The organism is Mycolicibacterium celeriflavum, assembly GCF_010731795.1.
GTDB lineage: Bacteria > Actinomycetota > Actinomycetes > Mycobacteriales > Mycobacteriaceae > Mycobacterium > Mycobacterium celeriflavum.
Genome location: NZ_AP022591.1, coordinates 994,715 through 1,020,999 on the forward strand (window position 1 = coordinate 994,715; position 26,285 = coordinate 1,020,999).

The following is a 26,285-nucleotide window of genomic DNA, read 5'->3' on the forward strand; positions in this document are numbered from 1 at the left end:
CTATTCCGCTGCGGTGTCTTCGGACTCGTCGCCGCCCGCCTGGCGGTGGGTTTTCAGTCGGTACATGACGAAGTCGGCGGGCACACCGTCCTGCTTGGGCGCGAACACCTGCTTGCGGAGGCGCTTGGCGACCACGCCCAGTGAGTCGAATTCCTCGGCCGGGATGCGCTTGAGGGTGTCCTGTGAGACCACCAGCTCACCTCGGGTGGCGCGTTCCATCACCCGTGCCGCTATGTTGACGTCGACGCCCAGCCAGTCCGATCCGATCCGTTGCGGATGGCCGGTGTGCACGCCGACCCGCATCCGCGGGGTGTAGCCGTCGACGTCGACGGCTTTCACCGCCTCGCGCGCGACGATCGCGGCCCGCACCGCCGTCGTCGGGTCGGAGAACACCGCCATCAGCCCGTCGCCCATGCGCTTGACGATGTGCCCACCGGCCTCGAGCAGCGGGGGCTCCACGGCCTGCGAGACCCGGCGCAGGAGCCGCAGCGTGGCCTCGTCGCCGGCCTTCAGCGACCACGTCGAGAACCCGACGAGATCGGTGAAGACGAGCGTCGCCTCACGGTTGGCGGGCTTGCCGGACACGCGCTCGGTGAGGGCTTGCCACACCTGCAGTGCGCCCAGGCTCACCTCGCGCGACACCGCGTCCCGCTCCAGAATCCGGTCGGCGGCCCTGGCGGCCGCGCTGGGACCGCCGTCGCCGGACACCGACAGGGGGTCGCCGAACTCGGGATCACCGGGGAGGGCTCGCCGCGCCCGGCGCAAAAACGCGATGACAGACGGGCTGTGGTTGGTGTCCTTCAGCCACGCCATCGGTGCCAGCGACCGTCCTGACCGCTCGGCGCGATCCGGTTGCTGTTCGATTTCGCCGATGCCGCCGGATCGTTCATCGAACGACTCGACATCCACAGGGCGAGCCTATGCGGCAGTTCTCCGGGGCGGCAAACGACCATTCGCGAAAGCGGACTCCGATTCGCGAAGTCGCATCCGCCTCAACCGCCGGGCCGAGGGATGACGACTCACCCGGGTGCACTATGCACGCATGCGCGAGCTCAGAATCGTAGTTCCTGGTTACAGGGCTGCGGCTGGTCGATGGAGGGTCGATAACACTGCGGCGCCACACCCGCCACGATCGTAGACAACATACGTTGTCAACATTATCGTGGTGTTCGTCCGGTGAACCCCAGGAGCCAGGCAGCGAGGATCCGATGACGGTCGAAGCGACATCCAACGAGGTAGACGACCCGGGTCCCGATCGGGCTCATCCCCTCGGTCCGGACTCGCTGACGTGGAAGTACTTCGGCGATCTGCGCACCGGCCTGCTCGGCGTGTGGATCGGAGCGGTCCAGAACATGTACCCGCAGCTCGGCGCGGGCGTCGAGGACCACTCGATCCTGCTGCGCGAGCCGCTGCAGCGCGTCGCCCGCTCGGTGTACCCGATCATGGGCGTGGTCTACGACGGCGAACGCGCGATGACGACCGGAGAGCAGATCAGGAGCTACCACACCACGATCAAGGGTGTCGACTCCGAGGGGCGTCGCTACCACGCGCTCAATCCGGAGACGTTCTACTGGGCCCACGCCACCTTCTTCATGCTGATCATCAAGACCGCCGAGTACTTCTGCGGCGGGCTGACCGAAGCCGAGAAGCGCCAGCTGTTCGACGAGCACGTGCAGTGGTACCGGATGTACGGCATGAGCATGCGGCCGGTGCCCGACAGCTGGGAGGAGTTCTGCCGGTACTGGGATCGCAAGTGCCGCGAGGAGCTCGAGATCAATCGCGCCACGCTCGACATCTTCACCATTCGCATTCCCAAGCCCTGGTTCGTGTTGATGCCCACCGGCGTCTGGGATCAGATCTTCAAGCCGATGGTCGGCGCGCAGCGCTGGATCGCCGCCGGGTTGTTCGACGAAGCCTTGCGTGAGAAGGCGAACATGCGGTGGACGCCCGGCGATGAGGTCCTGCTGCGCCTGTTCGGGAAGCTGATCGAGTTCGCGTTCGTCGCGGTGCCGGACGAAATCCGTCTGCACCCAAGGGCTTTGACCGCCTACCGCCGCGCAGAGGGTCGGCTCGCCGCGGACGCTCCGCTGGTCGAGGCGCCCGCGTTCATGGCGCCGCCGAGCGACCGCCGCGACCTGCCGATGCACTACGTTCCGCCTCGCAGATCACTGCTCGACCGGGCCGGCTCTCTGGTGCACACCACCTTCTCTTTGGCGGGCCTGCGTCCGGCCCGCGGACGCCATAAGGCAGCCTGAGGGGCATGCTCGAATGGTCTGATGTCGATCTCGCCGTGCGCGACGCGGTGCGCGAGTTCGTCGACAAGGAAATCCGCCCGCACGTCGACGCGCTGGAAAGCGGCGAGATGGAGCCCTACCCCATCGTGCGTAAGCTGTTCGCGACGTTCGGCATCACCGAGATGGCCCGCGACTCGCTGAACAAGCGGCTGGCCCGATTGCGCGACGGCGGCGAGTCGTCGGACAAACCGTCGAGCGGCGGCATGTTCGGAGATGGAGCCGGCGGGATGGGTTTCGTCGTGGTCAGCGAACTGTGTCGGGTGTCGATGGGTGTCGTCACCGGGATGGGTGTGAGCCTGGGGCTGACGGTGCCGACGATCATGAGTCGCGGCACGCTCGCTCAACAGGAGCGCTGGCTGCCCGACCTGGTGACCTACGACAAGGTGGGCGCTTGGGCGATCACCGAACCCGATTCGGGCTCCGACGCTTTCGGGGGCATGAAGTCCTACGTCGTGCGCGACGGTGAGGATTACGTTCTCAACGGCCAGAAGACGTTCATCACCAACGGGCCGGACGCCGATGTGGTGGTGGTGTACGCGAAACTCGACGAACCGGGCGTCGAGAAACGCGACCGCAAAGTGCTGACCTTCGTCCTGGACCGGGGCATGGAGGGCTTCGTGCAGTCGAAGCCGTTCCGTAAGATGGGGATTCACAGTTCGCGCACCGGCGAGCTGTTCTTCAACAACGTCAGGCTGGGCCGCGATCGTCTCCTCGGTGAGACGGAGGACGCCGCCGGCGACGGCCGCGCCAGCGCGAAGTCGAGCTTCTCCGCCGAGCGCATCGGGGTCGCCGCGATGGCGTTGGGCGTCATCGAGGAGTGCCTGCGGCTGTCGGTCGATTATGCGAAGAGCCGAACGCTGTGGGGCCAGGAGATCGCTCAGTTCCAGTTGATCCAGCTCAAGCTGGCCAACATGGAAGTTGCTCGAATGAACGTGCGCAACATGCTGTTCCGGGTCATCGAAGCGGCTCAGGCGGGCATCGCGATCTCGCTACCGGAGGCGTCGGCGATCAAGTGGTACTGCTCGCAGGCCGCGACGGACGTCGCGATGGAGGCCGTGCAGTTGTTCGGCGGCAACGGTTACATGACCGAGTACCGCGTCGAGCAGTTGGCGCGCGACGCCAAGTCGCTGATGATCTACGCCGGCAGCAACGAGGTGCAGATCACTCACGTGGCACGGGGGTTGTTGAGCTAGGGCCGAGCGTGCGCGCTCTGGTACAGGCAAATCGCCGCGGCGGAGGCCACGTTGAGGCTCTCGGCGCGCCCCGGCATCGGGATGTGCACCCGGTGATCGGCCATGGTGGCCAATTCGGTTGACAGGCCGTGTGCTTCGGGCCCGAACAACCATGCCGTCGGCGCGGTCAGGTCCACGTCGTCCAACGACATCTCGCCGTCGACGGTGGTGGCCAGCACTTGCAGACCCGCGTCACGCAACGCCGTAATGGCTTGCTCTGCATCGCTCCCAGAGACCACGGGGATCGAGAAGATGCTGCCCGCGGACGCTCTCAGGCACTTGCCGTTGTACGGGTCGACACTGTGGCCGGCGAGCACGACGGCGTCAGCGCCCATCGCATCGGCGATGCGGATCAGCGTGCCGGCGTTGCCCGGCTCGGAGATTTCCACCGCGACCGCCACCAGCCGCGCAGAACCGGCCAGCACGTCGCGCAGCGATGTCTCCGGTGTGGAGCACACCGCGACCAGCCCGACCGGAGTCACGGTCTCCGACAACGCTTTTGCGGCCCGCTCAGTGACGACGTGCACGGGTGCGTCGGCCAGCATCGGACTGAACCGGTCCAGTGCGGCTTCGGTGACGAACACCTCGGATACGAGTCCGCGCCGCAGCGCCGCCTCGACGAGGTTGGGCCCCTCGGCAAGGAAGCGCGCGGCGCGGCGTCGTCCAACGTGGCGGTGCAGCTTGACCGCTGCGGCCACCCGGGCGGAGCGTTCGGTGAGAGTCAGGCAGCCTCGCCCGACGGCGCGTTCACATCCGCGGGCAGCGCACCCTTGGCGACCTCCACCAACGCGGTGAACGCGGCCGGATCACTGACGGCGATCTCGGCGAGGTTCTTGCGGTCCACCTCGACCCCGGCGGCCTTCAGGCCCTGGATCAGCCGGTTGTAGGTGATGTCGTTGGCCCGGGCCGCGGCGTTGATGCGAGAGATCCACAGCTTGCGGAACTCGCCCTTGCGGGCGCGGCGGTCGCGGTAGGCGTAGTTGAGCGAATGCAACTGCTGCTCTTTGGCCTTGCGATAGAGCCGCGACCGCTGGCCCCGATAGCCCTTGGATGCCTTGAGTATGGTGCGCCGCTTCTTCTGGGCGTTGACTGCGCGCTTGACGCGTGCCATGGGAGTGTTCCTTCGTTCAGGTCGTACGAGATGTCATACGAGATGACTACGGTCAGCCGTTGAGCATTTTCTTGACGCGGGCGGTGTCGTTGGCCGACACGCCTGTGCGGCCTTCGAGACGCCGGGTCCTGGTGCTCGGCTTGTGCTCGAGCAAGTGGCGACGGTTGGCCTTCTGGCGCACGATCTTGCCGGTCCCGGTACGCCGGAACCGCTTGGAAGCGCCGCTGTGGGTCTTCGCCTTGGGCATATGTCCTCTGCTCTGTCGTTCTAACTGGTTCTGTCGGGTGCGGCGGCCGGCTCTGCTGAGCCCTCGGCCTGCTGGGCCGCCTTGGCGCGAGTCTTCGCGCCGCGGTGCGGGGCCAGCACCATCGTCATGTTGCGGCCGTCCTGCTTGGCGGACGTCTCGACGAAGCCGTAGTCGGCGACGTCGGCGCCCAGCCGCTGCAGGAGGCGGAAGCCCAACTCGGGCCGCGACTGCTCGCGCCCGCGGAACATGATCGTCACCTTGACCTTCGACCCCGCCTCGAGGAAGCGGATCACGTGACCCTTTTTGGTCTCGTAGTCGTGCGGGTCGATCTTGGGACGAAGCTTCTGTTCCTTGACGACGGTCTGTTGCTGGTTCTTGCGAGACTCGCGTGCCTTCTGAGCCGTCTCGTATTTGAACTTTCCGTAGTCCATGATCTTGCAAACCGGCGGTTTCGCATCCGGTGCTACTTCGACGAGATCGAGATCGGCATCCGCGGCGACGCGGAGTGCATCTTCGATGCGCACGATGCCTACCTGCTCACCGCCCGGTCCGATCAGGCGGACTTCAGGTACGCGGATGCGCTCGTTGACGCGGGTCTCAGTGCTGATGGGGCCTCCTACTGTTGTCTTCTAGGAGCCCACTTCCGTCAGCAATCTGCTCAACCGAACAGAAAAGCCCTGCTCACAGCAGGGCCCACAGCCGACCAGGACAGGCATAGGATGCCTGTGACCGGACCGCTGAGCCTTCGGATCATTCCTGTGGCCAGCGGTGGGAGGGGGACTCCACTTGCTGTCCCTGGCGTTTGCCGGGACGGTCGCGCATGCCAGTCTAACAGCCATGACCGAGTTTCCTGAATCCTCATCTGCGCAGCCGCCGACCCGCGACCTGGCCGACATTCCCGCCGTTGAGGTGATCACCCGGTCGGCGGTCATGCTGATGAGCGCCGCCGCGGAGAAACTCGGCTTGTCGGCCGAGCACCCGGACGACTGTCCGCACCGCGATCTCGACGAGGCGCGCCGGTTGATCACCGCGCTGGCCGGGTTGGTCACCGCCTCTGCCGAATACCTCGGACCGCACGCCGGACCGGTCCGCGACGGGCTGAAGACGCTGCAGTTGGCGTTCCGCGAAGCCAGCGCCTCGCCGGACGAACCCGGGCAAGGTCCCGGCGAGAAATACACCGGTCCCGTCTGGTCGTGAGTCACCACCCATTTCGCGTCACAACCGAATAATGTCGCGGCCTATGACCGTCGCCAGCCTGCCCAGCACACGCCGCAGGTCCGGGTATCGGTGGGTGCCCGCGGCGGCCGGGTGGACAGTAGGCATCATCGCCACGCTGTCGTTGTTGGCGAGCATCTCGCCGTTCGTACGGTCGGTCATCAAGGTGCCGCGCGAGTTCGTCAACGATCACATCTTCAACTTCCCCGACACCAGCTTCGCGTGGGCGTTCGTGCTGGCGCTGCTGGCCGCCGCCCTGGCGGCACGCAAGAGCATCGCGTGGTGGATCCTCCTCGGCTACATGGTGGCCGCGGCCGGCTGGAACGTCGCTGACCTGATCACCGGCGACGAAGCGGTGATGCAGGAGATCGGCGAGGTGATCGGGCTCGTCTTCCACGTCGCCGCGATCCTTTTCCTGCTCTTGGCCCGTCGCGAATTCTGGGCGAAAGTGCGCCGCGGGGCGCTGCTCAAGGCGGCGGCCGTGCTGGCGGCGGGTCTGGCGATCGGTACGGCGATCGGGTGGGGGCTGCTCGAGTTGTTCCCCGGCTCGCTGGCCCGCGATGACCGACTCTGGTACGCGCTGAACCGGGTGGGCGCGTTCGCGGGCGCGGACTCGTCCAACTTCTCCGGACATCCGCATGTACTCGTCAACGCGCTGCTCGGGCTGTTCGGTGCGGTGGCCCTGATGGTCGCGGCGATCGTGCTCTTTCAGTCCCAACGCGCCGACAACGCCCTCACCGGCGAGGACGAATCCGCGCTGCGCGGGCTGCTGGAGTTGTTCGGTAAAAACGACTCACTCGGCTATTTCGCGACGCGCCGCGACAAGGCGGTGGTGTTCGCCCCCAACGGGCGAGCCGCCATCACCTACCGCGTCGAGGTGGGTGTCTGCCTGGCCAGCGGCGACCCCGTCGGCGATCCGAAAGCATGGGCCGCGGCAATCGACGCATGGTTGGCGCTGTGTCAAGCCTACGGCTGGGCGCCAGGCGTGATGGGTGCCAGCTCCGCCGGCGCGGAGGCGTTCCGCACGGCGGGGCTCAACGCCTTGCAACTCGGCGACGAAGCCATCCTGCATCCCGACGCATTCCGGCTCTCCGGACCGGACATGCGCGCAGTCCGACAGGCGGTGACACGGGCCCGGCGCGCGGGCACCAGCGTGCGCATCCGCAGGCACCGCGAACTCAGCGCCGAGGAGATGGCCGATGTCATCGCGCGGGCCGACACCTGGCGCGACACCGATGACGAGCGTGGTTTCTCGATGGCACTGGGCCGGCTCGGCGACCCCGCCGACGGTGACTGCCTGCTGGTGGAGGCCGTGCAGCAAGACCAAGTGGTCGCGATGCTCTCGCTGGTGCCGTGGGGCACAAACGGCGTCTCGCTGGATTTGATGCGCCGTTCACCCCAATCCCCCAACGGCACCATCGAGCTGATGGTCAGCGAACTGTGTATGCAGGCCGAAGACATTGGCATCACTCGGATTTCGTTGAATTTCGCGATGTTCCGCTCGGCTTTCGAGCAGGGCGCGCAACTGGGCGCCGGCCCGGTCGCACGGCTGTGGCGCGGCCTTCTGGTGTTCTTCTCGCGGTGGTGGCAACTCGAGACGCTGTACCGCTCGAACATGAAATACCAACCGGAATGGGTGCCGCGCTACGCCTGTTACGAAGACGCCCGACTGGTTCCGCGGGTCGGGGTGGCATCGGTGATCGCCGAAGGCTTTCTCGTGCTGCCGTTCTCGCGGCGCCATGAGCAGCCGCACACCGGACACCACACCGCGGTACCGCGAAATCTGATGGCGACGGGACTGCTGCACCATGACGGCACGGCCCCGGACCTCAGCGGCCTGGAGGCGGACCTGTCCGACGGCGACGAGCCGCGGCTGCCCGAACAGGTTCGGGTGCGGATGACCAAGCTCAAGGCGTTGCAGGACAACGGGATCGACGCCTACCCCGTCGGCAGCGCGCCATCGCACACCATCGTGGCCGCCATCGGGGCCGAGGACAGCGTTCCGGTGACGGTCGCGGGCCGGGTGCTGCGCAGCCGCGACTACGGCGGCGTGCTGTTCGCCCAGTTGCGGGACTGGTCCGGTGAAGTCCAACTGCTGCTGGACAATTCGCGGCTCGAGTCGGGGACGACGGCCGACTTCACCCACGCCATCGACCTGGGCGACCTGATCGAGGTGTCCGGCACGATGGGCCACAGCAAGAAGGGCACCCGTTCGCTGCTGGTGCACGGTTGGCGGTTGATCGGCAAGTGTCTGCGTCCGTTGCCGGACAAGTGGAAAGGGTTGACCGATCAGGAGGCCCGGGTGCGGGCCCGTTACGTCGACCTGGCGATCAACACCGATGCCCGCGACCTGATCCGGGCCCGAAGCGGTGTGCTGCATGCGATCCGCGAAACGTTGGTCGGCAAGGGATTCCTCGAGGTCGAGACCCCGATCCTGCAGCAGATCCACGGTGGCGCGAACGCCCGCCCGTTCTTGACCCACATCAACGCCTACGACCTCGACCTCTACCTGCGCATCGCGCCCGAGCTCTATCTCAAGCGGCTGTGCGTCGGCGGGGTCGAGCGAGTCTTCGAGCTGGGACGGGCATTTCGCAACGAGGGCGTGGATTTCAGCCACAATCCGGAATTCACACTGCTGGAGGCGTATCAGGCGCACGCCGACTACAACGTGTGGATCGACGGTTGCCGCGAGTTGATCCAGAACGCGGCCGAGGCTGCCAACGGCTCGCAGGTGTTCTACCGACCCCGTGACGACGGCGCGCTCGAACCCGTCGACATCTCGGGGCAGTGGACGGTCAACACCGTGCACGGCGCGGTGTCGGAGGCGCTCGGCGAGGAGATCGGCCCGGACACCGACCTGGCGACGCTGCGCAAGCTGTGCGACGGCGCCGACATCCCGTACCTGACGCACTGGGATGCCGGCGCGGTGGTGCTGGAACTCTACGAGCGGCTGGTCGAGGACCGTACCGAAGAGCCGACCTTCTACAAGGACTTCCCGACGTCGGTGTCTCCGCTGACCCGGCCGCACCGCAGCATTGCCGGTGTCGCCGAACGCTGGGACCTGGTGGCGTGGGGCGTCGAACTTGGCACCGCCTACAGCGAACTCACCGATCCGGTAGAGCAGCGAAGGCGGTTGCAGGAGCAGTCGCTGCTGGCCGCGGGCGGCGATCCCGAGGCGATGGAACTCGACGAGGATTTCCTGCAGGCCATGGAGTACGCGATGCCGCCGACGGGTGGGCTCGGCATGGGCGTGGACCGCGTCGTCATGCTGATCACCGGTCGCAGCATCCGTGAGACGCTCCCGTTCCCGTTGGCCAAGCCGCGTTAGCGCGGCCGAAAGCGGGTGCTACGCCGGGCAATACGACTGCGTCGCAGCACCGACGAAGAACCCGCTCTGCTCGACGGTCCAGTTGGCGGGTTCGCTGATCTCGACGGCCACCTGTTCTGGGGCCTGGCCCGCGGCCACGTAATCGCATACCGCGTGAGCGAGGACGATGGCGTCCTCGGGCGTCGAGAACGGGATGCCCTCGGCTTCGATCACAGAGACGAACACATCGTCGGTTTCGTCGGCGAGGGCCGGCGCGGCGGTGGCGATCGCCAGGCCGACCGCGACGACCGCTGAAAAGAGGGTGGCACCGCGCATGTTGGGCTCCTCTCGATGGTTTGCCAACGGCGATACGCTACGCGGCACGGCACTGCTCCGCGATGTTTTCACCGAAATTATCGCTCCCGTCATTATTTGCCCCAAGCCGGCGCTCCGCCAAGGGGTACCGTGAGCGGCATGCCGGACGAACCGCCACCCGCCCCGGAACCCGCGGTCGACGCCGAGACCGTGGAGCCAGAACCCGAGGCCACCACCCCCGTCGAGCCGGTCGACAGCGGATATACCCCGGGCGGTGTCCCGACGTTCGAATCCGTGCAAGAGAAGATCGAAACCCGGTACGGCACCGCGATCGGCGCGTCCGAACTCGCCGCGGAGACACCGGAGGGCCGCAGCGTCGCCGAGCAGTACGACGAGCGACAGCGCGCGGCCGCCGAGCGACTCGATCGAATCCGCGAGCAGATGAACAAGCAGTCCGACGACTCTCAGTAATCCGATTCGGCGGCCAGGATCTCAGCCAGGAACGCGTCGGCGGCCGGCTGATGCAACCGCGACTGGGCGAACGCTCGCACCCGCTCGCGGGTCTGCACCGACTCGCCGACATCGACACCAATAGTCACCGTCGTGTCCTGCCAATCGTGGTTCCAGGCAGCATGTTCCGTGAGCGGCCCCCGCTCCGGATCGGCAAGCGGGACCGTGGCACGCCCGTCCGCCCCGAGCGCCCCCGCTCCGCCGACAGTGCCAGACTGCAACCGCACCGCGATGCCACGCGGTGAGCCCAGACCCGTCAACTCCGCGCCGATCACCCCGTTGACGACATCGCCGTCCAGTTCGACGGTCCAGTCGACGGTGCCGTCCGCGGCGTCGAAGATGCCCGGCGGTACGGCGCCCCAGTTGATCGACGTGGTGCCGCCGGCGATGACGCCCGCGCCCCGACCACGTGCCTGCGCCCCGGCCGCGAGCGCGTAATCGTCACGCCGACTTGTCGCCGGTTCCGCGTCCAACGCGAGGCCGATGTCGTCGGCGATGTTTCGGCACCCGTCGACGAGCGCAACGACCCGCAAATCGCCTTCCTGCGCAGCCGCATTCAGCCTGGCTGCGTGCGGCGCCAGCAGATAGGTCAGCTCCGAATCGAAGGTGTCATCGCCGAAGTAGTCCTGCGCCGCGGCAGTCAGCAGCGCGACTTCGGCATCCAGGATGGCGCTGTCGAGCACCGGGATTGCATCGCGCTGGCTGACCGGCCACCAACGTCGCAGCCAATGCCCGAGCGCCAGCCTGCGCAGCGGTTCCACCGGACCGGGCAGCAGGTTCACGCCGTCCACCTCGACGCTGTCGAGTGGAGTGCGACCATCCAACGCGGACGCGACGGCTTGATGACCGGACTCACCCACCACGCGCCACAGCCAGTCGGCTCGGGCGGGATCGGTGAACGTGATCTGCGGCTCAGCCGCGTCGTCGACGATCCACGACAGCACCGCACCGCTGACCTCCAGCACCGCCACGAGTGGAGTCGGCCTCACGAGCGGCCCGGTGGCCCAGAGTCCCGAATCTGCGATCAGTCTCATCCGGCGACCTGCAGCTCGAGCATGGTCTTGATCCGCTGCCGGTGGTCGAGGCTCACCGATCTCGCCACGCCTTCCAGCACCGAGCGGACCTCGTCGACGTCGACACACGGTTCCTGCCACACGTCGCGTCCGTGCAGCCGCGCCCACAGCCGACTCAGATACGGCCGCGCGAACGCCGCGAGGTCGTCGATCACCTGCTGTTGGCGCGGATGGATCGGGCCGCCCTCGGCGAGGTAGCGGCGGGCGTGCATTACGTAGGCCTCCTTGCGCAGCCGTGCCTGGATCTGCCGGGCCAACTCGTAGGTCGGTGCGCAGTCCGCCAGCGGGGCCAACTCCACCGCGACCTCGATACCGGCGACCAGGGTGGCCTGCTTGTCCTCGGCGAGCAGGCCCCACGGCGCGCACACGCGGTCGACCTCTTCGGCGCACAACGTCGGCACGTCGGGTAGTTCGTCGCGGTCCATGGCCCGGCGCAGCGTCGCGCGCACCCGGTCGACCACGCTGCGGTCGAGGGGACGGTCGTTGTCGGCACCGCCGGTGACGGCCGGCGGCTGTTGCGGCTCAACAGCACTGAGGCCGAGGTCGACGATCGACCACGGCAGCTCCGTCCCACTCCGCGCCCTGGCCCCCAGGTTGTAGGGTGCCGCGTCGGCGACCAGCGCGTGCCAAACCCGTTGCCGGGCGGCGGTTGCGGCGTGGCTGTCGGCGGGTCCGAGCACCGTGGTCAATCCCGCCATGAATGGGCCGGAGATCTCGCCACCCGCGTGCACGTCGCGCCAACTGCGGCGGAGTTGCTTCGACAACTCGGCGATCACCTTCTCGTCGGACACGAACCGGTTGAGCACCTCGATGGCGGTGCGGTCACGATCGGCATGGATCTGCCGCAGCACGTCTTCGGCGCCGCAGTCCTGTTGAGACGGCATGCCTTTGGTGACGGCCAACTCGAAGCAGACCGGAAAGTACAGCTCCTGGGCATTGCCGGTAGTGATACGCAGCCGGCGACGCTCGCGTTTGAGTACCTCGAACCACGCTGCAGCGGCACGCAATTGCGCGCCGTGCCCGACAATGACGTGATGCATCGCGTCGGCCACCTCGGGCGCCACGAACGGCGCCGAATACTGGGTGTTCGATCGGAGCCGAAGCACCAGCGGGTCGATGATCCGCTTCACTGTTCGCCGTAGCGGACCACCGTCGTCGCCGCTGAGCACCTCGACGCCGGAACCGAGCGCGCGCCACGCCCGGTCGATCACCGCCCTGCGTGGATGTGCGACGGCGACGGCCGTCTCGGCGCTCATCAGGACAGGATAGGAGCTACGTCCGCTGGTTGACAGCCGCAAACTTGGGTTCGGTAGCGGTGCGGCCACCGGACCCTGAGGACATGTTCACTGCGCTGTTCGCGTCCTTCAGGCGTATCCCGCGGTCGGTGTGCGACGAGGCCGACGAGCGCCTGGTGACCGCGCACGACATTCTGGCCGCGCGCGCCGAATTCGATCAGATGATGGTGCGCAAGGGCCTGCTCACCCGCCACCGACTCGAGCTGATCCGCCACGGCATCCGAGCCCGCGCGGTCGTCACCGCGATGCGCCCGACCGGGCAGACGCTCGAGGACTACCGCGAGATCGAGCTCGATGTGATGGTCAAAAAGCCTGAGGGCGGACAGTTTCCCGTCCGGGAGACGGCGCTGGTGCCCGCCTCCGCGCTGCCGAAGGTCTCCCCCGGCAGCATCATCGACACGTACTACCGGTCAGGTGACGAGTCCGCCGTCGCGATCTGTGTTTCTCCGGCATGATCAACGCGCACCGTCGACGGCGAAGCTGACCAGCGCCGCCCAGTACAGCGGGCTGGCGGTCCGGTCGCCGACACGCCAATCCCGCATCCGTTGCCGTTGCCAGCGGTTCACCGCGCAGCCTGCATCGTCGGCTTCGTGGGCGCGGTCGACGGCGACGATCGCTTCGCCCATCGGGTCGGCGTCCGACTCGGCGAACCGGCGGTATCCCGCCGTCGTCGGCAACGACCACAGCGTGGCCGTGACCAGTTGCGCCCCACCGAGGATCGTCGCCGCCACCAGCCCACTGGCCTCGTCGAACTGGTAATCACCGCCGGATGCGCACGCCAGCAGCGCGACCCGGGGCGGGAACGGCAACCTCGACGACATCAGTTCACCCGCAGTGAGCGGACGGTCTTCGGCAAGGTGCAGCGCGGCGCGGTCCGCATGACCGACGTCGCCGTCGGCGGCGGTGGCGTGGCCGACATACAACATTCGGCTGGGCTGTCGGGCGAGCAGCCCGGCAAGCCACCGCCGGTCGGCGTCGGTGCGCCGGAACAAGTCCACCACGGCCGGCGCGTCGGGCAACAGCGGGCGACGCGCCGCCAGGTCTGCGAAATGACGGGCCAGCACCGTATCCGGCGCCGGTCGACCGAGGACGGAACCCAGTGCCGAGTCCGGCCGCTGATCGGGCACCCGCGGGTCGAGAACCAACAGTGCCGGGTTGTCGCACCGGCTGCCCCAGCCCGCGGATGTGCGCGGCGCATTGACGATGTTCGGCGGCGGGGCCAGCAGCACCTCGAGGAGCTCCATCAGCCGGTGGCCCTCGTCGGCGGGCATTGCGAACAGGCCCCACGGCATTCTGGCCAGGCGCGCGCTCGGGGACACGAACAGCGTGGCGCGCGGTGACGACGCATGGTCGAGAAGCAGCTGCCAGGCCGCGGGTGCGATCAAACGCGCGCCCAGCGTGCGTGCGAGTTCGAATTCGCTTGTGGGCGCGGAGAATGCACCCTCGGTGATCGCACGCTTGAGCGCGTCAAGACGGCTTTCCGCCCCGACCGGGTCGGGCAGGGCGTCGCCCAGACAGTCCACCGCGGCCAGGAGGTCGGACTGCTCGACCACCCAGGTGACGGTCTTCGCCGGGTCGCCGACGACCCGCAGGCTGGCGTACGTCGCGACACCGACATCGGCGAACCGCAGTACGAGGGTGCCGGTCAGGGCCATGTGGGCCACGCGGGCTCGTCCGCGGTGACGTCGCGACCGTACCTCTCGGCGGCGAGCGCGCGGTAACGACCGATGATGGGCGTGCCGGTCGGATCCATCACCAGCGGCGGCAACGGGCCCAGCTTGGTCAGCGACGCGCCACCGACGACCGCGGGACCGGCGGCGACGAGGGCATACTCCTCCACGGACTCCACCGGTACCGCCGCGGTCGCGGTGTCGGCCCACGTCAGCGTGTCGGCGGACACGGGCTCGGAGCTGAACGTGCCACGTGCGCTGTGATATTCGATCAGCTCGCTCACGAGGTCCGTGTTACCCCACTCCCATGCGACGGCGAAGGCGCCGGCGAGAATCGGCGCGGAGACGTATGTCGCCCAGCGCATCCGGGCGTCGGCATCGGGTATTGCGTGCCGGACCGAGTCGACAGCCAGCGCCGCGGGGACTTTGAGTTCGGCGGCCTGCTCCAGCTTCTGCGCGGCGTTGGCTGGATCGGCTTGCGCATCGGCGCGCCAGATGTTGCCGAGTTGGTCGTCCAGCCGCGCGTACTGAAGCCAGCTGTGTCGGGGCCAGGCGTCGAGCAACTCGCGAGCCTCGGCGACGCGCTCGACCGCGGAAGCGAAGTCGCCGCGGAAGATGTCGACCCAACTGCGCTGCAACAGAAGTCGGTGGATGTGCAACGGCTTCTCGATCTCCCGCCAGTGCCGCTCGGCGTGACCGAGTCGCTCGTCGGCGTCGTCGAGCGCCTGCACCGAGATGCTGATCAGCCCGAAGTACAGCCAGCACCGTGAGACGTCATGTGCGCGCGCGTGTTCGGCGATCGCGGGATACGCCTCGTGGACAAGCGTCTGCGCCTGCGCCCGGTCCCCCGCCGACCATGCCGCCGTGGCCCGTTCGAGCTGTGTTCGCGACATCGCCAGCTTCCACTCCCGCGCCGCCGCCCGGGCTCCCGCTCGCCGCAGCCACGGTTCCGCCTCGGACAGCCGTCCGGTCTCGACACAGAACCTGCCGTACCCGATGGCCCCTAGGACGAGCAGGTGATCGTGATACGCGCTGCCGTCGCCGGGGCGTTCGATGACATCGATCACCCGCTGCCACAGCGGAATCGACTTCACGTGCAGATCGTCGTCGCAGAGCGCGACCGCACACAGGATCTCGGCGTAGGTGATCAGGAACCGGTGTTCGTCGGCGAGTCCGGGAACGGGCCCGTCGTCGGTCAGCGCGATGAGCGCGGCCTCGGCGGCCTCGTGGTCGCCGTGCGCAGCGGCCAAGCCGATCTCCAGGAACTGCGCCCGACGCGAGTACCGGCGCACCATCCGCTCGGTCTCTGTGGTCGTGTCCGTGTAGGCGGCCAGGCAGTCGCGGATGCGCTGCAGGCACTCCTCGGTCCCGTTGTATGCCGTGCGGACGAGATAGATCTCCCCGAGCAGCGCATAGACCTCCAGCATCCAATCGTCGCGGCCGGCCTGCTCGATCTGCGGGATCAACGACAGCAGCAGGTCCTTCGCCGCCTCTTCGTTGGCCGCGAACCCCAGGAGACGGGCGCGCTCGAGGTCCGCGGGGATCGCCACCGCGCAATCATAGAAAGCGGCGGGCGTGCCAGGCACGCCCGCCGCTTCGGGAGGTGGATCGCTCAACCGCAGTCGACCGTGACGGTGAACGGCTTGGTGATCGATCCTGCCATCGGGTTCGAGATGTCGGCGCCCGTGGCTTCACCGGTGATGGTGTACGTGCTGCCGTCGACCTTCACCTCGGCGGAACCCACCTTGGCGCCCATGGTGTTGGTCACCGCGAGCGCGTTGCCGTCGACGACCATGCCCAGCGACTCGACCGTCGGCGTGGCCTCGTCGGTCATCACGATGCCGAGGCCCTGCTGGCCGCCGATCGCGCCGCTGGCGACGTTGATCTTGCCGCCCTGCCTGACGCACGTGACCGAGTTCAGGTCCAGGCCTTCGAGGTCCTTGCCGTCGACCTTGACCGCGGTGCTGCCGCCGCTGCTGACCCCGGAGTTTTCCGCGGCGGCGGCCGAGGGAGCGCTGCCCTTGTCGTCCGAACACCCCACCAGCACGGCGGCGCCGGCGACCAGTCCGATCACACCTGCGACAACTCGATTCATCGATCTTCCCTTCGTTCGGACGTCGCCCCGATGGCGTCCGTCATGGGGCAAGTCAAAGCGGCGCGGGTCGCTACCGATCCCAAACTTTGTCGGCGGCCGACGGTACGGTTCGCAGGCGATGCGCAATTTCACGGTGGACGAGCGGCGGGCGCGGCTCGCCCGTCGCCACTTCCTGTGCGAGCAGGCGGAGTCCGTCCGTGACGTCGCGGGCCGCGTCGTGGGGTTACACACCACCGACCCCGCCACCCCCTACCTGTCGCTGTGGGCGCGGCTGGCGGGGTTCACCACGGCCGACCTGGACGCCGAACTCTACGAGCGGCGCACGCTGGTCAAGCACCTCGCCATGCGCAGGACCCTGTGGACCGTGCGCGCCGAAGATCTGCCGCTGATCCAGGTTGCGGCGAGCGACCGGGTCGCCGACAACGAGCGCCGCCGGCTCATCGCCGACGCGCAGAAAGCCGGTCTCTGTGAGGACGGCGACGCGTGGCTCGACGCGGCGGGTGCGGCTGTGCTGCGGCATCTCGCGGAGAACGGGCCGACGAATGCGAAGGATCTGCGGGCCGCACTGCCCGAGTTGGCGGGTACCTGGGACCCGGCTCCGGGCAAGCGCTGGGGCGGCGAGACTCCGTTGGGGCCACGGATCCTGACCGCGCTGTCGGTGCGCGGCGACATCGTGCGCGGTCCGAATGAGGGAAAGTGGACGACGTCGCGCCCGCTCTGGGTGCCCACGGCCGAGTGGCTGGTTCCGGCCGACGCGGTCGATGAGGAGACCGCCCGCGCGGCACTGGTGCGACGGTGGTTGGCCGCCTTCGGTCCGGCCACTGTCACCGACGTCAAGTGGTGGTTCGGCCACACGTTGACGTGGGCGCGTCAGGCGTTGCGCGACATCGGCGCGGTCGAGGTCGATCTCGACGGCGCACCCGGCTTCGCACTACCCGACGACTTCGACGTCGAACCTGAGCCCGAGCCGTGGTGCGCGCTGTTGCCCGGCCTGGACGTCACCACGATGGGCTGGTTCGACCGGGACTGGTATCTGGGGCCACACCGCAGCCAGGTGTTCGACAGGAACGGCAACGGGGGTCCGACCGCCTGGTGCGACGGCAGGATCGTCGGGGCCTGGGGCCAGGACGACGACGGCCGCGTCGAGGTGCGGCTGCTCGAGGACGTCGGCCGCTGCGCCCACAAGGCGTTGCAGCGCCGCGCCGACGAGTTGACCGAGTGGCTGGACGGCGTGCGGATCAGCCCGCGGTTCCCATCACCCCTGTCGAAACGTTAGGCGCTGACCTTGCGGCCGTTGCGTCGCTTGGGCGTCGGTCGGGACACCCCGAGCGCCTCCGCGAGGAAGTGGCCGGTGTAGCTGTCGGGATTGAGCGCAACGTCCTCCGGTGTTCCGGTCGCGACGAGCGTGCCACCGCCGGCGCCGCCCTCGGGCCCCATGTCGACGATCCAGTCCGACGTCTTGATCACATCGAGGTTGTGCTCGATGACGATCACCGTATTGCCTTTGTCCACAAGGCCGTTGATCACCTTGAGCAACTTGCGGATGTCCTCGAAGTGCAGGCCGGTGGTCGGCTCGTCGAGGATGTACACGGTGCGGCCCGTCGACCGCTTCTGCAGTTCCGATGCGAGCTTGACGCGCTGCGCCTCACCACCGGACAGCGTCGGCGCCGGCTGCCCGAGCCGCACATAACCCAGGCCCACGTCGACGAGCGTCTTCAGATACCGGTGGATGGAAGTGATCGGCGCGAAGAACTCGGCGGCCTCCTCGATCGACATGTCGAGGACCTCGGCGATGGTCTTGCCCTTGTAGTGCACCTCAAGGGTCTCGCGGTTGTACCGGGCGCCCTGGCACACCTCGCACGGCACATACACGTCGGGCAGGAAGTTCATCTCGATCTTGATGGTGCCGTCACCCGAGCACGCTTCGCAGCGGCCGCCCTTGACGTTGAACGAGAACCGGCCGGGTTGGTAGCCGCGCACCTTCGCTTCGGTGGTGGCCGCGAACAGTGTGCGGATCTTGTCGAACACGCCGGTATAGGTCGCCGGGTTGGAGCGCGGCGTCCGGCCGATCGGCGACTGGTCGACTCGGACCAACTTGTCGAGCTTGTCCAGACCCGTCACCCGCGTGTGCCGCCCCGGCACCTGGCGGGCACCGTTGAGCTTGTTGGCGAGCACCGACGCCAGGATGTCGTTCACCAGTGTCGACTTACCCGAACCCGACACCCCGGTGACCGCCGTCAACACTCCCAGCGGGAACGTCACGTCGATCTCGCGCAGGTTGTGCTCACGGGCGCCGATGACGGTCAGCTGACGCTTCTTGTCAAGGGGCCGCCGGATCGCCGGCACCTCGATCTCTTCTTTGCCCGAAAGATACGCTCCGGTAAGCGATTCCGGGTTCTTCAGCAGTTCCTCGTAGGGTCCGCTGTGCACGATCTGCCCACCGTGCTCACCGGCCGCCGGGCCGATGTCGACGACCCAGTCGGCATGGGCGATCGTGTCGAGGTCGTGCTCGACGACGATCAGCGTGTTGCCCAGGTCCCGCAACCGGACCAGCGTGTCGATCAGCCGGCGGTTGTCGCGCTGGTGCAGCCCGATCGACGGTTCGTCGAGCACGTAGAGCACCCCGACCAGACCCGAGCCGATCTGGGTGGCGAGCCGGATCCGTTGCGCCTCACCGCCGGACAGCGTGGCGGCGGCGCGTGACAGCGACAGGTAGTCCAGGCCGACGTCGAGCAGGAAGCCCAGCCGCGACTGGATCTCCTTGAGCACCTGCCCGGCGATCGCCTGCTCGCGTGCACCGAGCGTCAACGCGTTGAGGAACTCCGAGCAGTCGGCGATCGAGAGTTCGGCGACCTCGGCGATCGACTTCGGCCCGAACTCACCCGCCGTCAGCGTCACCGCCAGGATCTCGGGTTTCAGCCGCGTGCCCTCGCATTCGGGGCACGGCACGTCGCGCATGAAGCCCTCGTAGCGCTCCTTCATCTGTTCGGAGTCGGTCTGCTCCATGCGGCGCTGCAGGAACGCCATCACACCTTCGAAATCGGCGTAGTACGAACGGGTTCGGCCGTAGCGGTTCTTGTACCGCACGTGCACCTGCTCGTCGCAACCCTCGAGGATCGCCTTGCGCGCCTTGGCCGGCAGCTTCTTCCACGGCGTGTCGACGTCGAACCCGAGCGCGTCGCCCAGCCCGGACAGCATCCGGGTGAAGTAGTCGGCGGTCTGCCCCATGGACCACGGGGCGATCGCGCCCTCGGCCAACGTCAGGTCCGGATCCGGGACGACGAGTTCGGGGTCGACCTCCTTACGAATGCCCAGGCCCAGACACTCGGGGCAGGCACCGTAGGGCGAGTTGAACGAGAACGACCGCGGCTCGAGGTCGTCGACGGCCAGCGGATGGCCGTTGGGGCAGGCCAGCTTTTCCGAGAAGCGCTGCTCGCGGTGCGGATGGTCATCCTCGCGGTCGACGAACTCGAGCACCACGATGCCGTCGGCGAGGTTCAGCGCCGTCTCCACCGAGTCGGTCAGCCGCTGCTTGGCGGTGGCCTTCACCGTGAGCCGGTCGACGACCACCTCGATGTCGTGCTTTTCCTGTTTCTTGAGCTTGGGCGGATCGGTGAGCGGATACACGACGCCGTCGACGCGCACGCGGCTGTAGCCCTGGCTGTTGAGCTTGTCGAACAGGTCGGCGAATTCACCCTTGCGGGTGCGCACCACCGGCGCGAGCACCTGGAAACGCAGGCCTTCGTCCATCGCCAGCACCTGGTCGACGATCTGCTGCGGGGTCTGGCGGGCGATGCGCTCACCGCACACCGGGCAGTGTGGGGTGCCGGCACGGGCATACAGCAGGCGCAGGTAGTCATAGACCTCGGTGATGGTGCCGACGGTCGAGCGCGGGTTGCGGTTGGTCGACTTCTGATCGATGGACACCGCGGGCGACAGACCCTCGATGAAGTCGACGTCGGGTTTGTCCATCTGACCGAGGAATTGACGCGCGTAGGCCGACAGCGACTCGACGTAGCGGCGTTGGCCCTCGGCGAAGATCGTGTCGAACGCCAGCGACGACTTGCCCGACCCCGACAAACCGGTGAAGACGATCAGCGCGTCGCGGGGGAGATCAAGATCAACACTGCGCAGGTTGTGCTCGCGCGCACCCTTGACAACTAGGCGGTCAGCCAACTGAGTCCTTCCTCATCCGCTCCCGCACGACAGACTTGATCCCAATGCTATGTGGACCCACCGACAAGCCCCAGCCAAGCCCGATACCGTGAGAACCATGACCGTCATCGACGACAACTACACCGGTCACGTCGAGCCCGGAACGGCCGCTCGGCGAACTCTGCCCGGCGCATCGATAATCAAGGTTTCGGTCGGTCCGATGGACAACAACGCCTACCTGGTCACCTGTTCCCGAACCGGCGAAACGCTACTCATCGACGCCGCCAACGACGCACCGGTGCTACTCGAGCTGATCGAGAAACACGCGCCGACGCTGTCGCTGATCGTCACCAGCCACCAGCATTTCGACCACGTGCAGGCATTGGCCGACGTGGCGAAGGCGACCGGAGCACCGACGGCCGCACACCAACTCGACGCCGATGCCCTGCCGGTCAAACCGGATCGCTTGCTCGACCACGGCGACACCGTCGAGGTCGGCGACCTGTCGTTCGACGTCATCCACCTGCAGGGCCACACCCCCGGCTCGGTGGCGCTGGCGCTCGACGGCGCCGACCCGAACACCGGGGCGACCCACCTGTTCACCGGCGACTGCCTGTTCCCCGGCGGCGTCGGCAAGACGTGGGAGAACGGCGCTTTCGACCAGCTGCTCGGTGACGTGACCCGCCGGGTGTTCGACGTCTACGGCGATTCGACGGTCATCTATCCGGGCCACGGCGACGACACCACGCTCGGCACGGAGCGCCCGCACCTGGCCGAGTGGAAAGAACGCGGTTGGTAGACGGTTCATTCGCGCCGCGGCTGTGTGGTCACAGGCTGTACGCACCAACCCCACTGCTCACATCGATCGACGTTTTGCGCGGGGTTACTCGCGATTTGTCTGCGAAAAGTCGATCGGTGTGGCTGCCGAGGCGAGGGTTCCTGATGTTGGACCGCTGGCAGCTGGCGGGCGGCCTGCCCGATGTGTGTGGGCGGCGGAAATGCCGTGAAAGCGCTGGCCTAGGCTGATCCGGAAGTCGGTGAGGAGACAAGGATGAATGAGGACCAGTTAAAAAAGGCGCAGAGCGGCGCCGGTTTCATTGCGGCACTCGACCAGAGCGGCGGCAGCACGCCCAAGGCGCTGAAGCTCTACGGCATTCCCGAGGACGCCTACTCCGGTGACGACCAGATGTTCGATCTGGTCCACGAGATGCGGACCCGCATCATCACCAGCCCCGCCTTCGACGGCGACCGCATCATGGGCGCGATCCTGTTCGAGATGACGATGGACCGCGAGATCGAGGGCCGTCCCACCGCCGACTACCTGTGGAACGTCAAGAACGTCGTGCCGTTCCTCAAGATCGACAAGGGCCTGGCCGAGGAGAACGACGGCGCCCAGACGATGAAGCCGATGCCCGGCCTCGACGACCTGCTGGACCGCGCCGTCGCCAACGGTGTGTTCGGCACCAAGGAGCGTTCGGTCATCAAGCTGCCAGGCGGCGGCCTGCAGGCGGTCGTCGACCAGCAGTTCGAGGTCGCCCGGCAGGTACTCGCCAAGGGCCTGGTGCCGATCATCGAGCCCGAGGTCGACATCAAGAGTCCCAAGAAGGCCGAGGCCGAGGACCAGCTCAAGTCCGCCCTGCTCGACGGGGTCAACAACCTCGGCGACCAGAAGGTCATGCTGAAGCTGACGCTGCCCGACACCGACAACCTCTACAAGGAACTCGTCGATCACCCGAACGTGCTGCGTGTCGTGGCGCTGTCGGGTGGCTACAGCCGCGACGAGGCCAACGAGAGACTGTCGCGCAACACCGGTGTCATCGCGAGCTTCTCGCGCGCGCTGACCGAGGGCCTCACCGCCCAGCAGAGCGATGAGGAGTTCAACTCCACGCTCGATCAGGCGATCGCGAGCATCGCCAAAGCTTCTGCCACCTGAGGCCACCTGAGCTAGTGCTGGGCTACGCGTCGGCGGTGCTCGCCGGCGCGTTGCCTGCGCTCGCTTTTCCGGCGCCCGCGTGGTGGTGGCTGGCCTGGTTCGGGCTGGTTCCGCTGGTCTTCGTCGTTCGTGCCGCGCCGACGGCCGGGCAAGGCGCCGTGCGGGCCTGGCTGGGGATGGCGACGTTCATCTGCTTTACCCAGTACTGGCTGTGGCCGAGCGCCGGCCCCCTGCTGTTGGTGCTTGCGGCCGGTCTCGGAGCGTTGTGGTTGCCGTTCGGTTGGGCGGCGCACCGCCTGCTCGCCGGTGAGCTCACCGGTCGCGGTTCGCTTGCGGCCGTGGCCGTTCTGCCGTCGCTTTGGGTTCTCGCCGAAGCGGTGCGGTCGTGGGACCGGCTCGGCGGTCCGTGGGCGGTGCTCGGCGCGTCGCAGTGGAACCAGCCGGCGACGCTGGCGTCGGCCTCGCTGGGCGGCGTCTGGCTCGTCAGCTTTCTCGTGGTGGCGGTCAACACCGCCGTCGTGGTCGCCGTTCTGCTGCGCAGACCCTGGGCGATCGCACTTCCGGTCGTGCTGATCGCGATCGGTCCGGTGTGGTTCTGGCTCGCACCGGCGCCCGGGCCCGGTCCGTCGATGCGGGTCGCGCTGGTGCAACCGGGCGACATCGACGACGCGACCGCCCGCCAAGCCGCCAGCGAGCGCCTGACCGACGGCCTGCGCGGTCAGCAGGTCGACCTGGCGGTGTGGGGCGAAAGCAGCGTCGCGGTGGACCTGGCCGCACATCCTGACGTCGCCGCCCGGCTGGCCGACTTGTCCCGGCGCGTCGGCGCCGATCTGCTGGTCAACGTCGATGCCCGCGCCCCATCCGGCGGCATCTACAAGACGTCGGTGCTCATCGGGCCGGATGGGGTCCGCGGCTCCTATGCGAAGACGCGGCTCGTGCCGTTCGGGGAGTACGTGCCGCTGCGCGGACTGCTCGACTGGGCCACGTCCGGTACGGGCGCCGCGGATGAGGATCGTCGCCGCGGGGACGGGCCAGTCGTGTTGCACACCGACGGCGTCGCGGTGGGACCGCTGATCAGCTTCGAGACGCTGTTCTCGGATCTGGCCCGGCGCGAGGTGGAACTCGGCGCTGATCTCCTCGCTTACCAGAGCGCAACGTCGTCGTACCAGGGCAGCTGGGCGCAACCACAGCTGGCGACCATGCCCGCCGTCCACACCGTCGAAACAGGCCATCCCGCCGTGCACGCCGCGATCTCGGGGGTCAGCTCGGCGTTCGATGCGCAGGGCCGACGGCTGGCGTGGTCACCCGCCGCCGAGCGCGGCGCCACCGTGGTCGACGTCCCGCTGGCGGCGCGCGCCACCGCCTACCTCCGCTGGGGCGACTGGGTGGTCGGTGTGGCGCTGCTGGTGGTTACGGCGTGGTGTGCACGATCAGCACGTCGGTCTTGGACCGGCGCGCGACGTTGGCAGGCACCGAACCGAGCAGGCGGCCCGCGATGGTGGACAACCCGACGTTGCCGACCACCAGAAGGTCGGCCTTGATTTCCTCGGCCAACTCCACCAGGGCGTCGACGGGCGCGCCGACGATGGCCTTCTCCTCGACATTCTTGGCGCCGGCCTGGTGCGCCCGCTCCTTGGCCTCACGCAGGATCGCGTAGATCGGTGCGTTGCCGGCCATCTTGTAGCCCTCGTCCTTGAGCACGTCGGCTGCGCGCTGGTCCTCGGCCTGGGGGAAGTACGCCGTCGCGATGACCAGCTTGGCGTCACCGGCGATCTGACCAGCCTTCTCCACCGCGCGCAGCGACGAGTCCGATCCGTCCGTGCCAACCAAGACGGTCTGATAGGCGCTCATCCATGTCCTCCCAGGGTCGATTCCAACGCCATTCGGAACAGTAGCCCTTCCAGGGGCGTTTGCCTGCTATTTCGTCCTACTTGGCAGGCAACGTCACCTCGCACGGGCCCGCGTGACGTCGCCTACACCGGTGGTGTCGGGCGATGCCCGGCAACACCCGGACCACGCCGTCGCAGAGGTGAAATCGCTGCCGGACAACGCATGTCGGCCGCGTGCCGACGAGGCAATCGTCGTCGACGCTAATTTGCGGCGCGGCACCGGCAATTCCGGGGCCGCCTGGCGAATCAGCCGGTGCAGCAACGAAAGTCGCCGGTCAACTGGATTCGGGGCCGCGTTCCGCGCTGATTCGACGCGCGCGCCGAGTTCGCGCGCGCTAGCGTTTTGCCGTTCACCGGAAGGGTACGGAGCCGATCACACGTGGAACTTTCACCGGGAGCGCAGCGCCTCGCGCGCCTCGAGCGGTCGGAATCCGTGCGGACCGGCCGGTTGGATGCCGCGCTGGTGGCGGTGTTCGCCGTGGCGGTGTCGGCGGCCGGCGCCGCACGGCCGTCGCTGTGGTTCGACGAGGCGGCGACGATCTCGGCCTCCACTCGGACGATTCCCGAACTGTGGCGTCTGCTGCACAACATCGACGCCGTGCATGGCACGTACTACCTGCTCATGCACGGGTGGTTCACGGTGTTCCCGGTCACGGAGTTCTACTCGCGGCTGTCGAGTTGTCTGGCCGTCGGTGTGGCGGCGGCCGGCGTCGTCGTGCTGGCGCGCCGCTTCTGGTCCCGCACGCTCGCCGCGTGTGCGGGGATCATGTTCGCGATCCTCCCCCGCATCACGTGGGCCGGCATCGAGACCCGGTCCTATGCGCTGACGGCCGCGGCAGCGGTCTGGATGACCGTGTTGCTTCTCGTCGCCGTTCGCCGCAACTCCAAGCGGCTGTGGGCCTGCTACGGGCTTGCCGTGGTGGCTTGCTCGCTGCTCAACGTGTTCGCGGTGCTGCTGGTGCTCGTTCACGCCGTCGCGCTCGCCGCGGTCGCGGCCAACCGCGCCGTGGTGCACCGGTGGATCGTGACGGTCGCCGTGGCGATCGCCGCCGTTGTGCCGTTCCTCGTGTTCAGCAGGACGCAGATCGCCCAGGTGCGGTGGATCTCGGCACCGGGATGGGACACCGTCGCGGAGGTCGTGCAGGAGCAGTACTTCGACCACAGCGTGGCGTTCGCCGTCGTCGCGGCGGCGGTGCTGATCCTGCCTCTGGTGAGGCGCCGATTCCGGCCCACCGATGCCGGCGTCCGGTCACTGGTTTTGATCAGCCTGGGCTGGATCGTGGTCCCGACCGCGGTCCTGCTGCTCTATTCGGTGTGGCTGGAACCCGTGTACTACCCGCGCTACCTCAGCTACACCTCGCCCGCCATGGCGCTGCTGCTGGCGGTCGGCGTCACGGCGATCGCCAGGACACGCGAGACCGTCGCGGCGGTGCTGACGGTTTTCGCGGTGGCGGCGACGCCGAATTATCTGCTCGAACAGCGGGGGCCGTATGCCAAGGAGGGCATGGACTTCAGCCAGGTCGCCGACGTTATCACCGCGCACGCCTCCCCTGGTGACTGTCTGGTGCTGGACAACACCACCAATTGGGCGCCCGGCCCCATTCGTCCGCTGACGGCGGCGCGTCCGCAGGCCTACGCTCAGCTCGTCGACCCCGGCCGCGGACCGCGCGCGGCGGACCGGAACCGGCTGTGGGACGCCCATCTCGGCATCTGGGGGGTGGCCGACCAGCTTCGACGCTGCACCGTGCTGTGGACCGTCTCCCAACGTGACACCAGCGTCGCGGATCGCGAGAGCGGCACCGCGCTGGATCCGGGCCCGCGCCTTCGCCGCGCGCCTGCATATCGGGTCCCGCAGGCAATGGGCTTCCGGGTCGTGGAGCGCTGGCAGTTCAGTTTCGCCCAGGTGGTCAAGTCGACGCGGTAAGCGCGTGATCGTGGCGGAAC

At 67.8% G+C, this 26,285-nt stretch carries 23 protein-coding genes and 1 pseudogene; 11 read left to right on the forward strand and 13 right to left on the reverse strand.

The features are described from left to right. Entirely contained in the window at window positions 1-813 is an 813-nt protein-coding gene (locus G6N18_RS04730; RefSeq protein WP_179962411.1) for an adenylate/guanylate cyclase domain-containing protein, read from the reverse strand. Between the two features lie 395 nt (window positions 814-1,208). Between G6N18_RS04730 and G6N18_RS04735 the strand changes: the two genes are divergently transcribed. Together G6N18_RS04735 and G6N18_RS04740 are read left to right on the forward strand one after the other, a co-directional pair. After that, window positions 1,209-2,255 carry an oxygenase MpaB family protein gene (locus G6N18_RS04735; RefSeq protein WP_067220339.1) on the forward strand — a complete coding sequence of 349 codons (1,047 nt, stop codon included), beginning with the start codon at window positions 1,209-1,211 and terminating at the stop codon, window positions 2,253-2,255. Window positions 2,256-2,260: 5 nt separating this feature from the next. Then, complete coding sequence (locus tag G6N18_RS04740) at window positions 2,261-3,487, forward strand: acyl-CoA dehydrogenase family protein (protein ID WP_067220342.1); 1,227 nt, start codon at window positions 2,261-2,263, stop codon at window positions 3,485-3,487. Here G6N18_RS04740 and G6N18_RS04745 read toward each other — a convergent pair. Genes G6N18_RS04745 through infC form a run of 4 tightly spaced genes read right to left on the reverse strand, consistent with a single transcriptional unit; the run spans window position 3,484 to window position 5,492 of the window. Then, entirely contained in the window at window positions 3,484-4,224 is a 741-nt protein-coding gene (locus G6N18_RS04745) for a TrmH family RNA methyltransferase (protein ID WP_083005052.1), read from the reverse strand. The two genes, G6N18_RS04740 and G6N18_RS04745, sit on opposite strands and share 4 nt — an antisense overlap. Before the next feature lie 23 nt (window positions 4,225-4,247). Further along, window positions 4,248-4,637 carry a 50S ribosomal protein L20 gene (rplT, locus tag G6N18_RS04750; protein WP_064395676.1) on the reverse strand — a complete coding sequence of 130 codons (390 nt, stop codon included), beginning with the start codon at window positions 4,635-4,637 and terminating at the stop codon, window positions 4,248-4,250. A 52-nt stretch (window positions 4,638-4,689) separates the two neighbouring features. After that, entirely contained in the window at window positions 4,690-4,884 is a 195-nt protein-coding gene (gene rpmI / locus G6N18_RS04755) for a 50S ribosomal protein L35 (RefSeq protein WP_059099354.1), read from the reverse strand. Between the two features lie 20 nt (window positions 4,885-4,904). Continuing rightward, window positions 4,905-5,492, reverse strand: a complete 588-nt coding sequence (infC, locus tag G6N18_RS04760) for a translation initiation factor IF-3 (RefSeq protein WP_082949308.1) — start codon at window positions 5,490-5,492, stop codon at window positions 4,905-4,907. A gap of 229 nt (window positions 5,493-5,721) precedes the next feature. On the opposite strand from infC, the gene G6N18_RS04765 reads away from it, so the two are divergent. Both G6N18_RS04765 and lysX read left to right on the forward strand, forming a co-directional pair. Next, complete coding sequence (locus G6N18_RS04765; RefSeq protein ID WP_083005055.1) at window positions 5,722-6,081, forward strand: DUF1844 domain-containing protein; 360 nt, start codon at window positions 5,722-5,724, stop codon at window positions 6,079-6,081. 43 nt (window positions 6,082-6,124) lie between these two features. Then, a complete protein-coding gene (gene lysX, locus G6N18_RS04770; protein ID WP_083005058.1) occupies window positions 6,125-9,427 on the forward strand; it encodes a bifunctional lysylphosphatidylglycerol synthetase/lysine--tRNA ligase LysX in 3,303 nt (1,100 codons plus the stop codon). A gap of 18 nt (window positions 9,428-9,445) precedes the next feature. Here lysX and G6N18_RS04775 read toward each other — a convergent pair whose 3' ends face one another. After that, complete coding sequence (locus G6N18_RS04775; protein WP_067220358.1) at window positions 9,446-9,742, reverse strand: DUF732 domain-containing protein; 297 nt, start codon at window positions 9,740-9,742, stop codon at window positions 9,446-9,448. Between the two features lie 138 nt (window positions 9,743-9,880). Between G6N18_RS04775 and G6N18_RS04780 the strand changes: the two genes are divergently transcribed. Beyond that, window positions 9,881-10,192, forward strand: coding sequence for a hypothetical protein (locus tag G6N18_RS04780; protein WP_083005061.1), 312 nt, complete (start codon window positions 9,881-9,883; stop codon window positions 10,190-10,192). On the opposite strand, the gene G6N18_RS04785 is transcribed toward G6N18_RS04780, so the two are convergent. Beyond that, window positions 10,186-11,265, reverse strand: a complete 1,080-nt coding sequence (locus tag G6N18_RS04785) for a hypothetical protein (RefSeq protein WP_083005064.1) — start codon at window positions 11,263-11,265, stop codon at window positions 10,186-10,188. The two genes, G6N18_RS04780 and G6N18_RS04785, sit on opposite strands and share 7 nt — an antisense overlap. Then, window positions 11,262-12,560, reverse strand: coding sequence for a hypothetical protein (locus G6N18_RS04790; protein WP_083005067.1), 1,299 nt, complete (start codon window positions 12,558-12,560; stop codon window positions 11,262-11,264). The genes G6N18_RS04785 and G6N18_RS04790 overlap by 4 nt, the downstream gene beginning before the upstream one ends. A gap of 83 nt (window positions 12,561-12,643) precedes the next feature. On the opposite strand from G6N18_RS04790, the gene G6N18_RS04795 reads away from it, so the two are divergent. Next, window positions 12,644-13,054 (forward strand): hypothetical protein, encoded by a 411-nt coding sequence (locus G6N18_RS04795; protein WP_067220372.1) that lies wholly within the window; start codon window positions 12,644-12,646, stop codon window positions 13,052-13,054. Here G6N18_RS04795 and G6N18_RS04800 read toward each other — a convergent pair whose 3' ends face one another. The 3 genes from G6N18_RS04800 to G6N18_RS04810 all read right to left on the reverse strand — a co-directional run bounded on the left by G6N18_RS04800 (window position 13,055) and on the right by G6N18_RS04810 (window position 16,364). Next, complete coding sequence (locus G6N18_RS04800) at window positions 13,055-14,254, reverse strand: CHAT domain-containing protein (RefSeq protein WP_083005070.1); 1,200 nt, start codon at window positions 14,252-14,254, stop codon at window positions 13,055-13,057. Next, window positions 14,245-15,819 carry an NACHT domain-containing protein gene (locus G6N18_RS04805; RefSeq protein ID WP_083005144.1) on the reverse strand — a complete coding sequence of 525 codons (1,575 nt, stop codon included), beginning with the start codon at window positions 15,817-15,819 and terminating at the stop codon, window positions 14,245-14,247. The genes G6N18_RS04800 and G6N18_RS04805 overlap by 10 nt, the downstream gene beginning before the upstream one ends. A 62-nt stretch (window positions 15,820-15,881) precedes the next feature. Next, window positions 15,882-16,364 (reverse strand): lipoprotein LpqH, encoded by a 483-nt coding sequence (locus G6N18_RS04810; RefSeq protein WP_067216996.1) that lies wholly within the window; start codon window positions 16,362-16,364, stop codon window positions 15,882-15,884. Between the two features lie 118 nt (window positions 16,365-16,482). Between G6N18_RS04810 and G6N18_RS04815 the strand changes: the two genes are divergently transcribed. Continuing rightward, entirely contained in the window at window positions 16,483-17,640 is a 1,158-nt protein-coding gene (locus G6N18_RS04815; protein ID WP_083005073.1) for a winged helix DNA-binding domain-containing protein, read from the forward strand. On the opposite strand, the gene uvrA is transcribed toward G6N18_RS04815, so the two are convergent. Further along, complete coding sequence (gene uvrA / locus G6N18_RS04820; protein WP_067217002.1) at window positions 17,637-20,540, reverse strand: excinuclease ABC subunit UvrA; 2,904 nt, start codon at window positions 20,538-20,540, stop codon at window positions 17,637-17,639. The two genes, G6N18_RS04815 and uvrA, sit on opposite strands and share 4 nt — an antisense overlap. Before the next feature lie 97 nt (window positions 20,541-20,637). On the opposite strand from uvrA, the gene G6N18_RS04825 reads away from it, so the two are divergent. The 3 genes and pseudogenes from G6N18_RS04825 to lnt form a co-directional block, all read left to right on the forward strand. After that, window positions 20,638-21,318, forward strand: a complete 681-nt coding sequence (locus tag G6N18_RS04825) for an MBL fold metallo-hydrolase (protein WP_083005076.1) — start codon at window positions 20,638-20,640, stop codon at window positions 21,316-21,318. A 252-nt stretch (window positions 21,319-21,570) separates the two neighbouring features. Beyond that, window positions 21,571-22,452 carry a fructose bisphosphate aldolase gene (locus G6N18_RS04830; protein ID WP_067217007.1) on the forward strand — a complete coding sequence of 294 codons (882 nt, stop codon included), beginning with the start codon at window positions 21,571-21,573 and terminating at the stop codon, window positions 22,450-22,452. A 14-nt stretch (window positions 22,453-22,466) separates the two neighbouring features. Further along, a pseudogene (lnt, locus tag G6N18_RS04835) lies at window positions 22,467-23,897 on the forward strand (apolipoprotein N-acyltransferase); the annotation flags it as partial. Here lnt and G6N18_RS24490 read toward each other — a convergent pair. Then, window positions 23,863-24,303: a universal stress protein gene (locus tag G6N18_RS24490; protein ID WP_082949207.1), complete on the reverse strand. Its 441-nt coding sequence runs from the start codon at window positions 24,301-24,303 to the stop codon at window positions 23,863-23,865. The pseudogene lnt and the gene G6N18_RS24490 sit on opposite strands and share 35 nt — an antisense overlap. A 417-nt stretch (window positions 24,304-24,720) precedes the next feature. On the opposite strand from G6N18_RS24490, the gene G6N18_RS04845 reads away from it, so the two are divergent. Next, the gene (locus G6N18_RS04845) at window positions 24,721-26,265 is read left to right on the forward strand and encodes a glycosyltransferase family 39 protein (RefSeq protein WP_179962363.1); all 1,545 of its coding nucleotides are present in this window, start codon (window positions 24,721-24,723) and stop codon (window positions 26,263-26,265) included. Window positions 26,266-26,285: the final 20 nt, after the last annotated feature.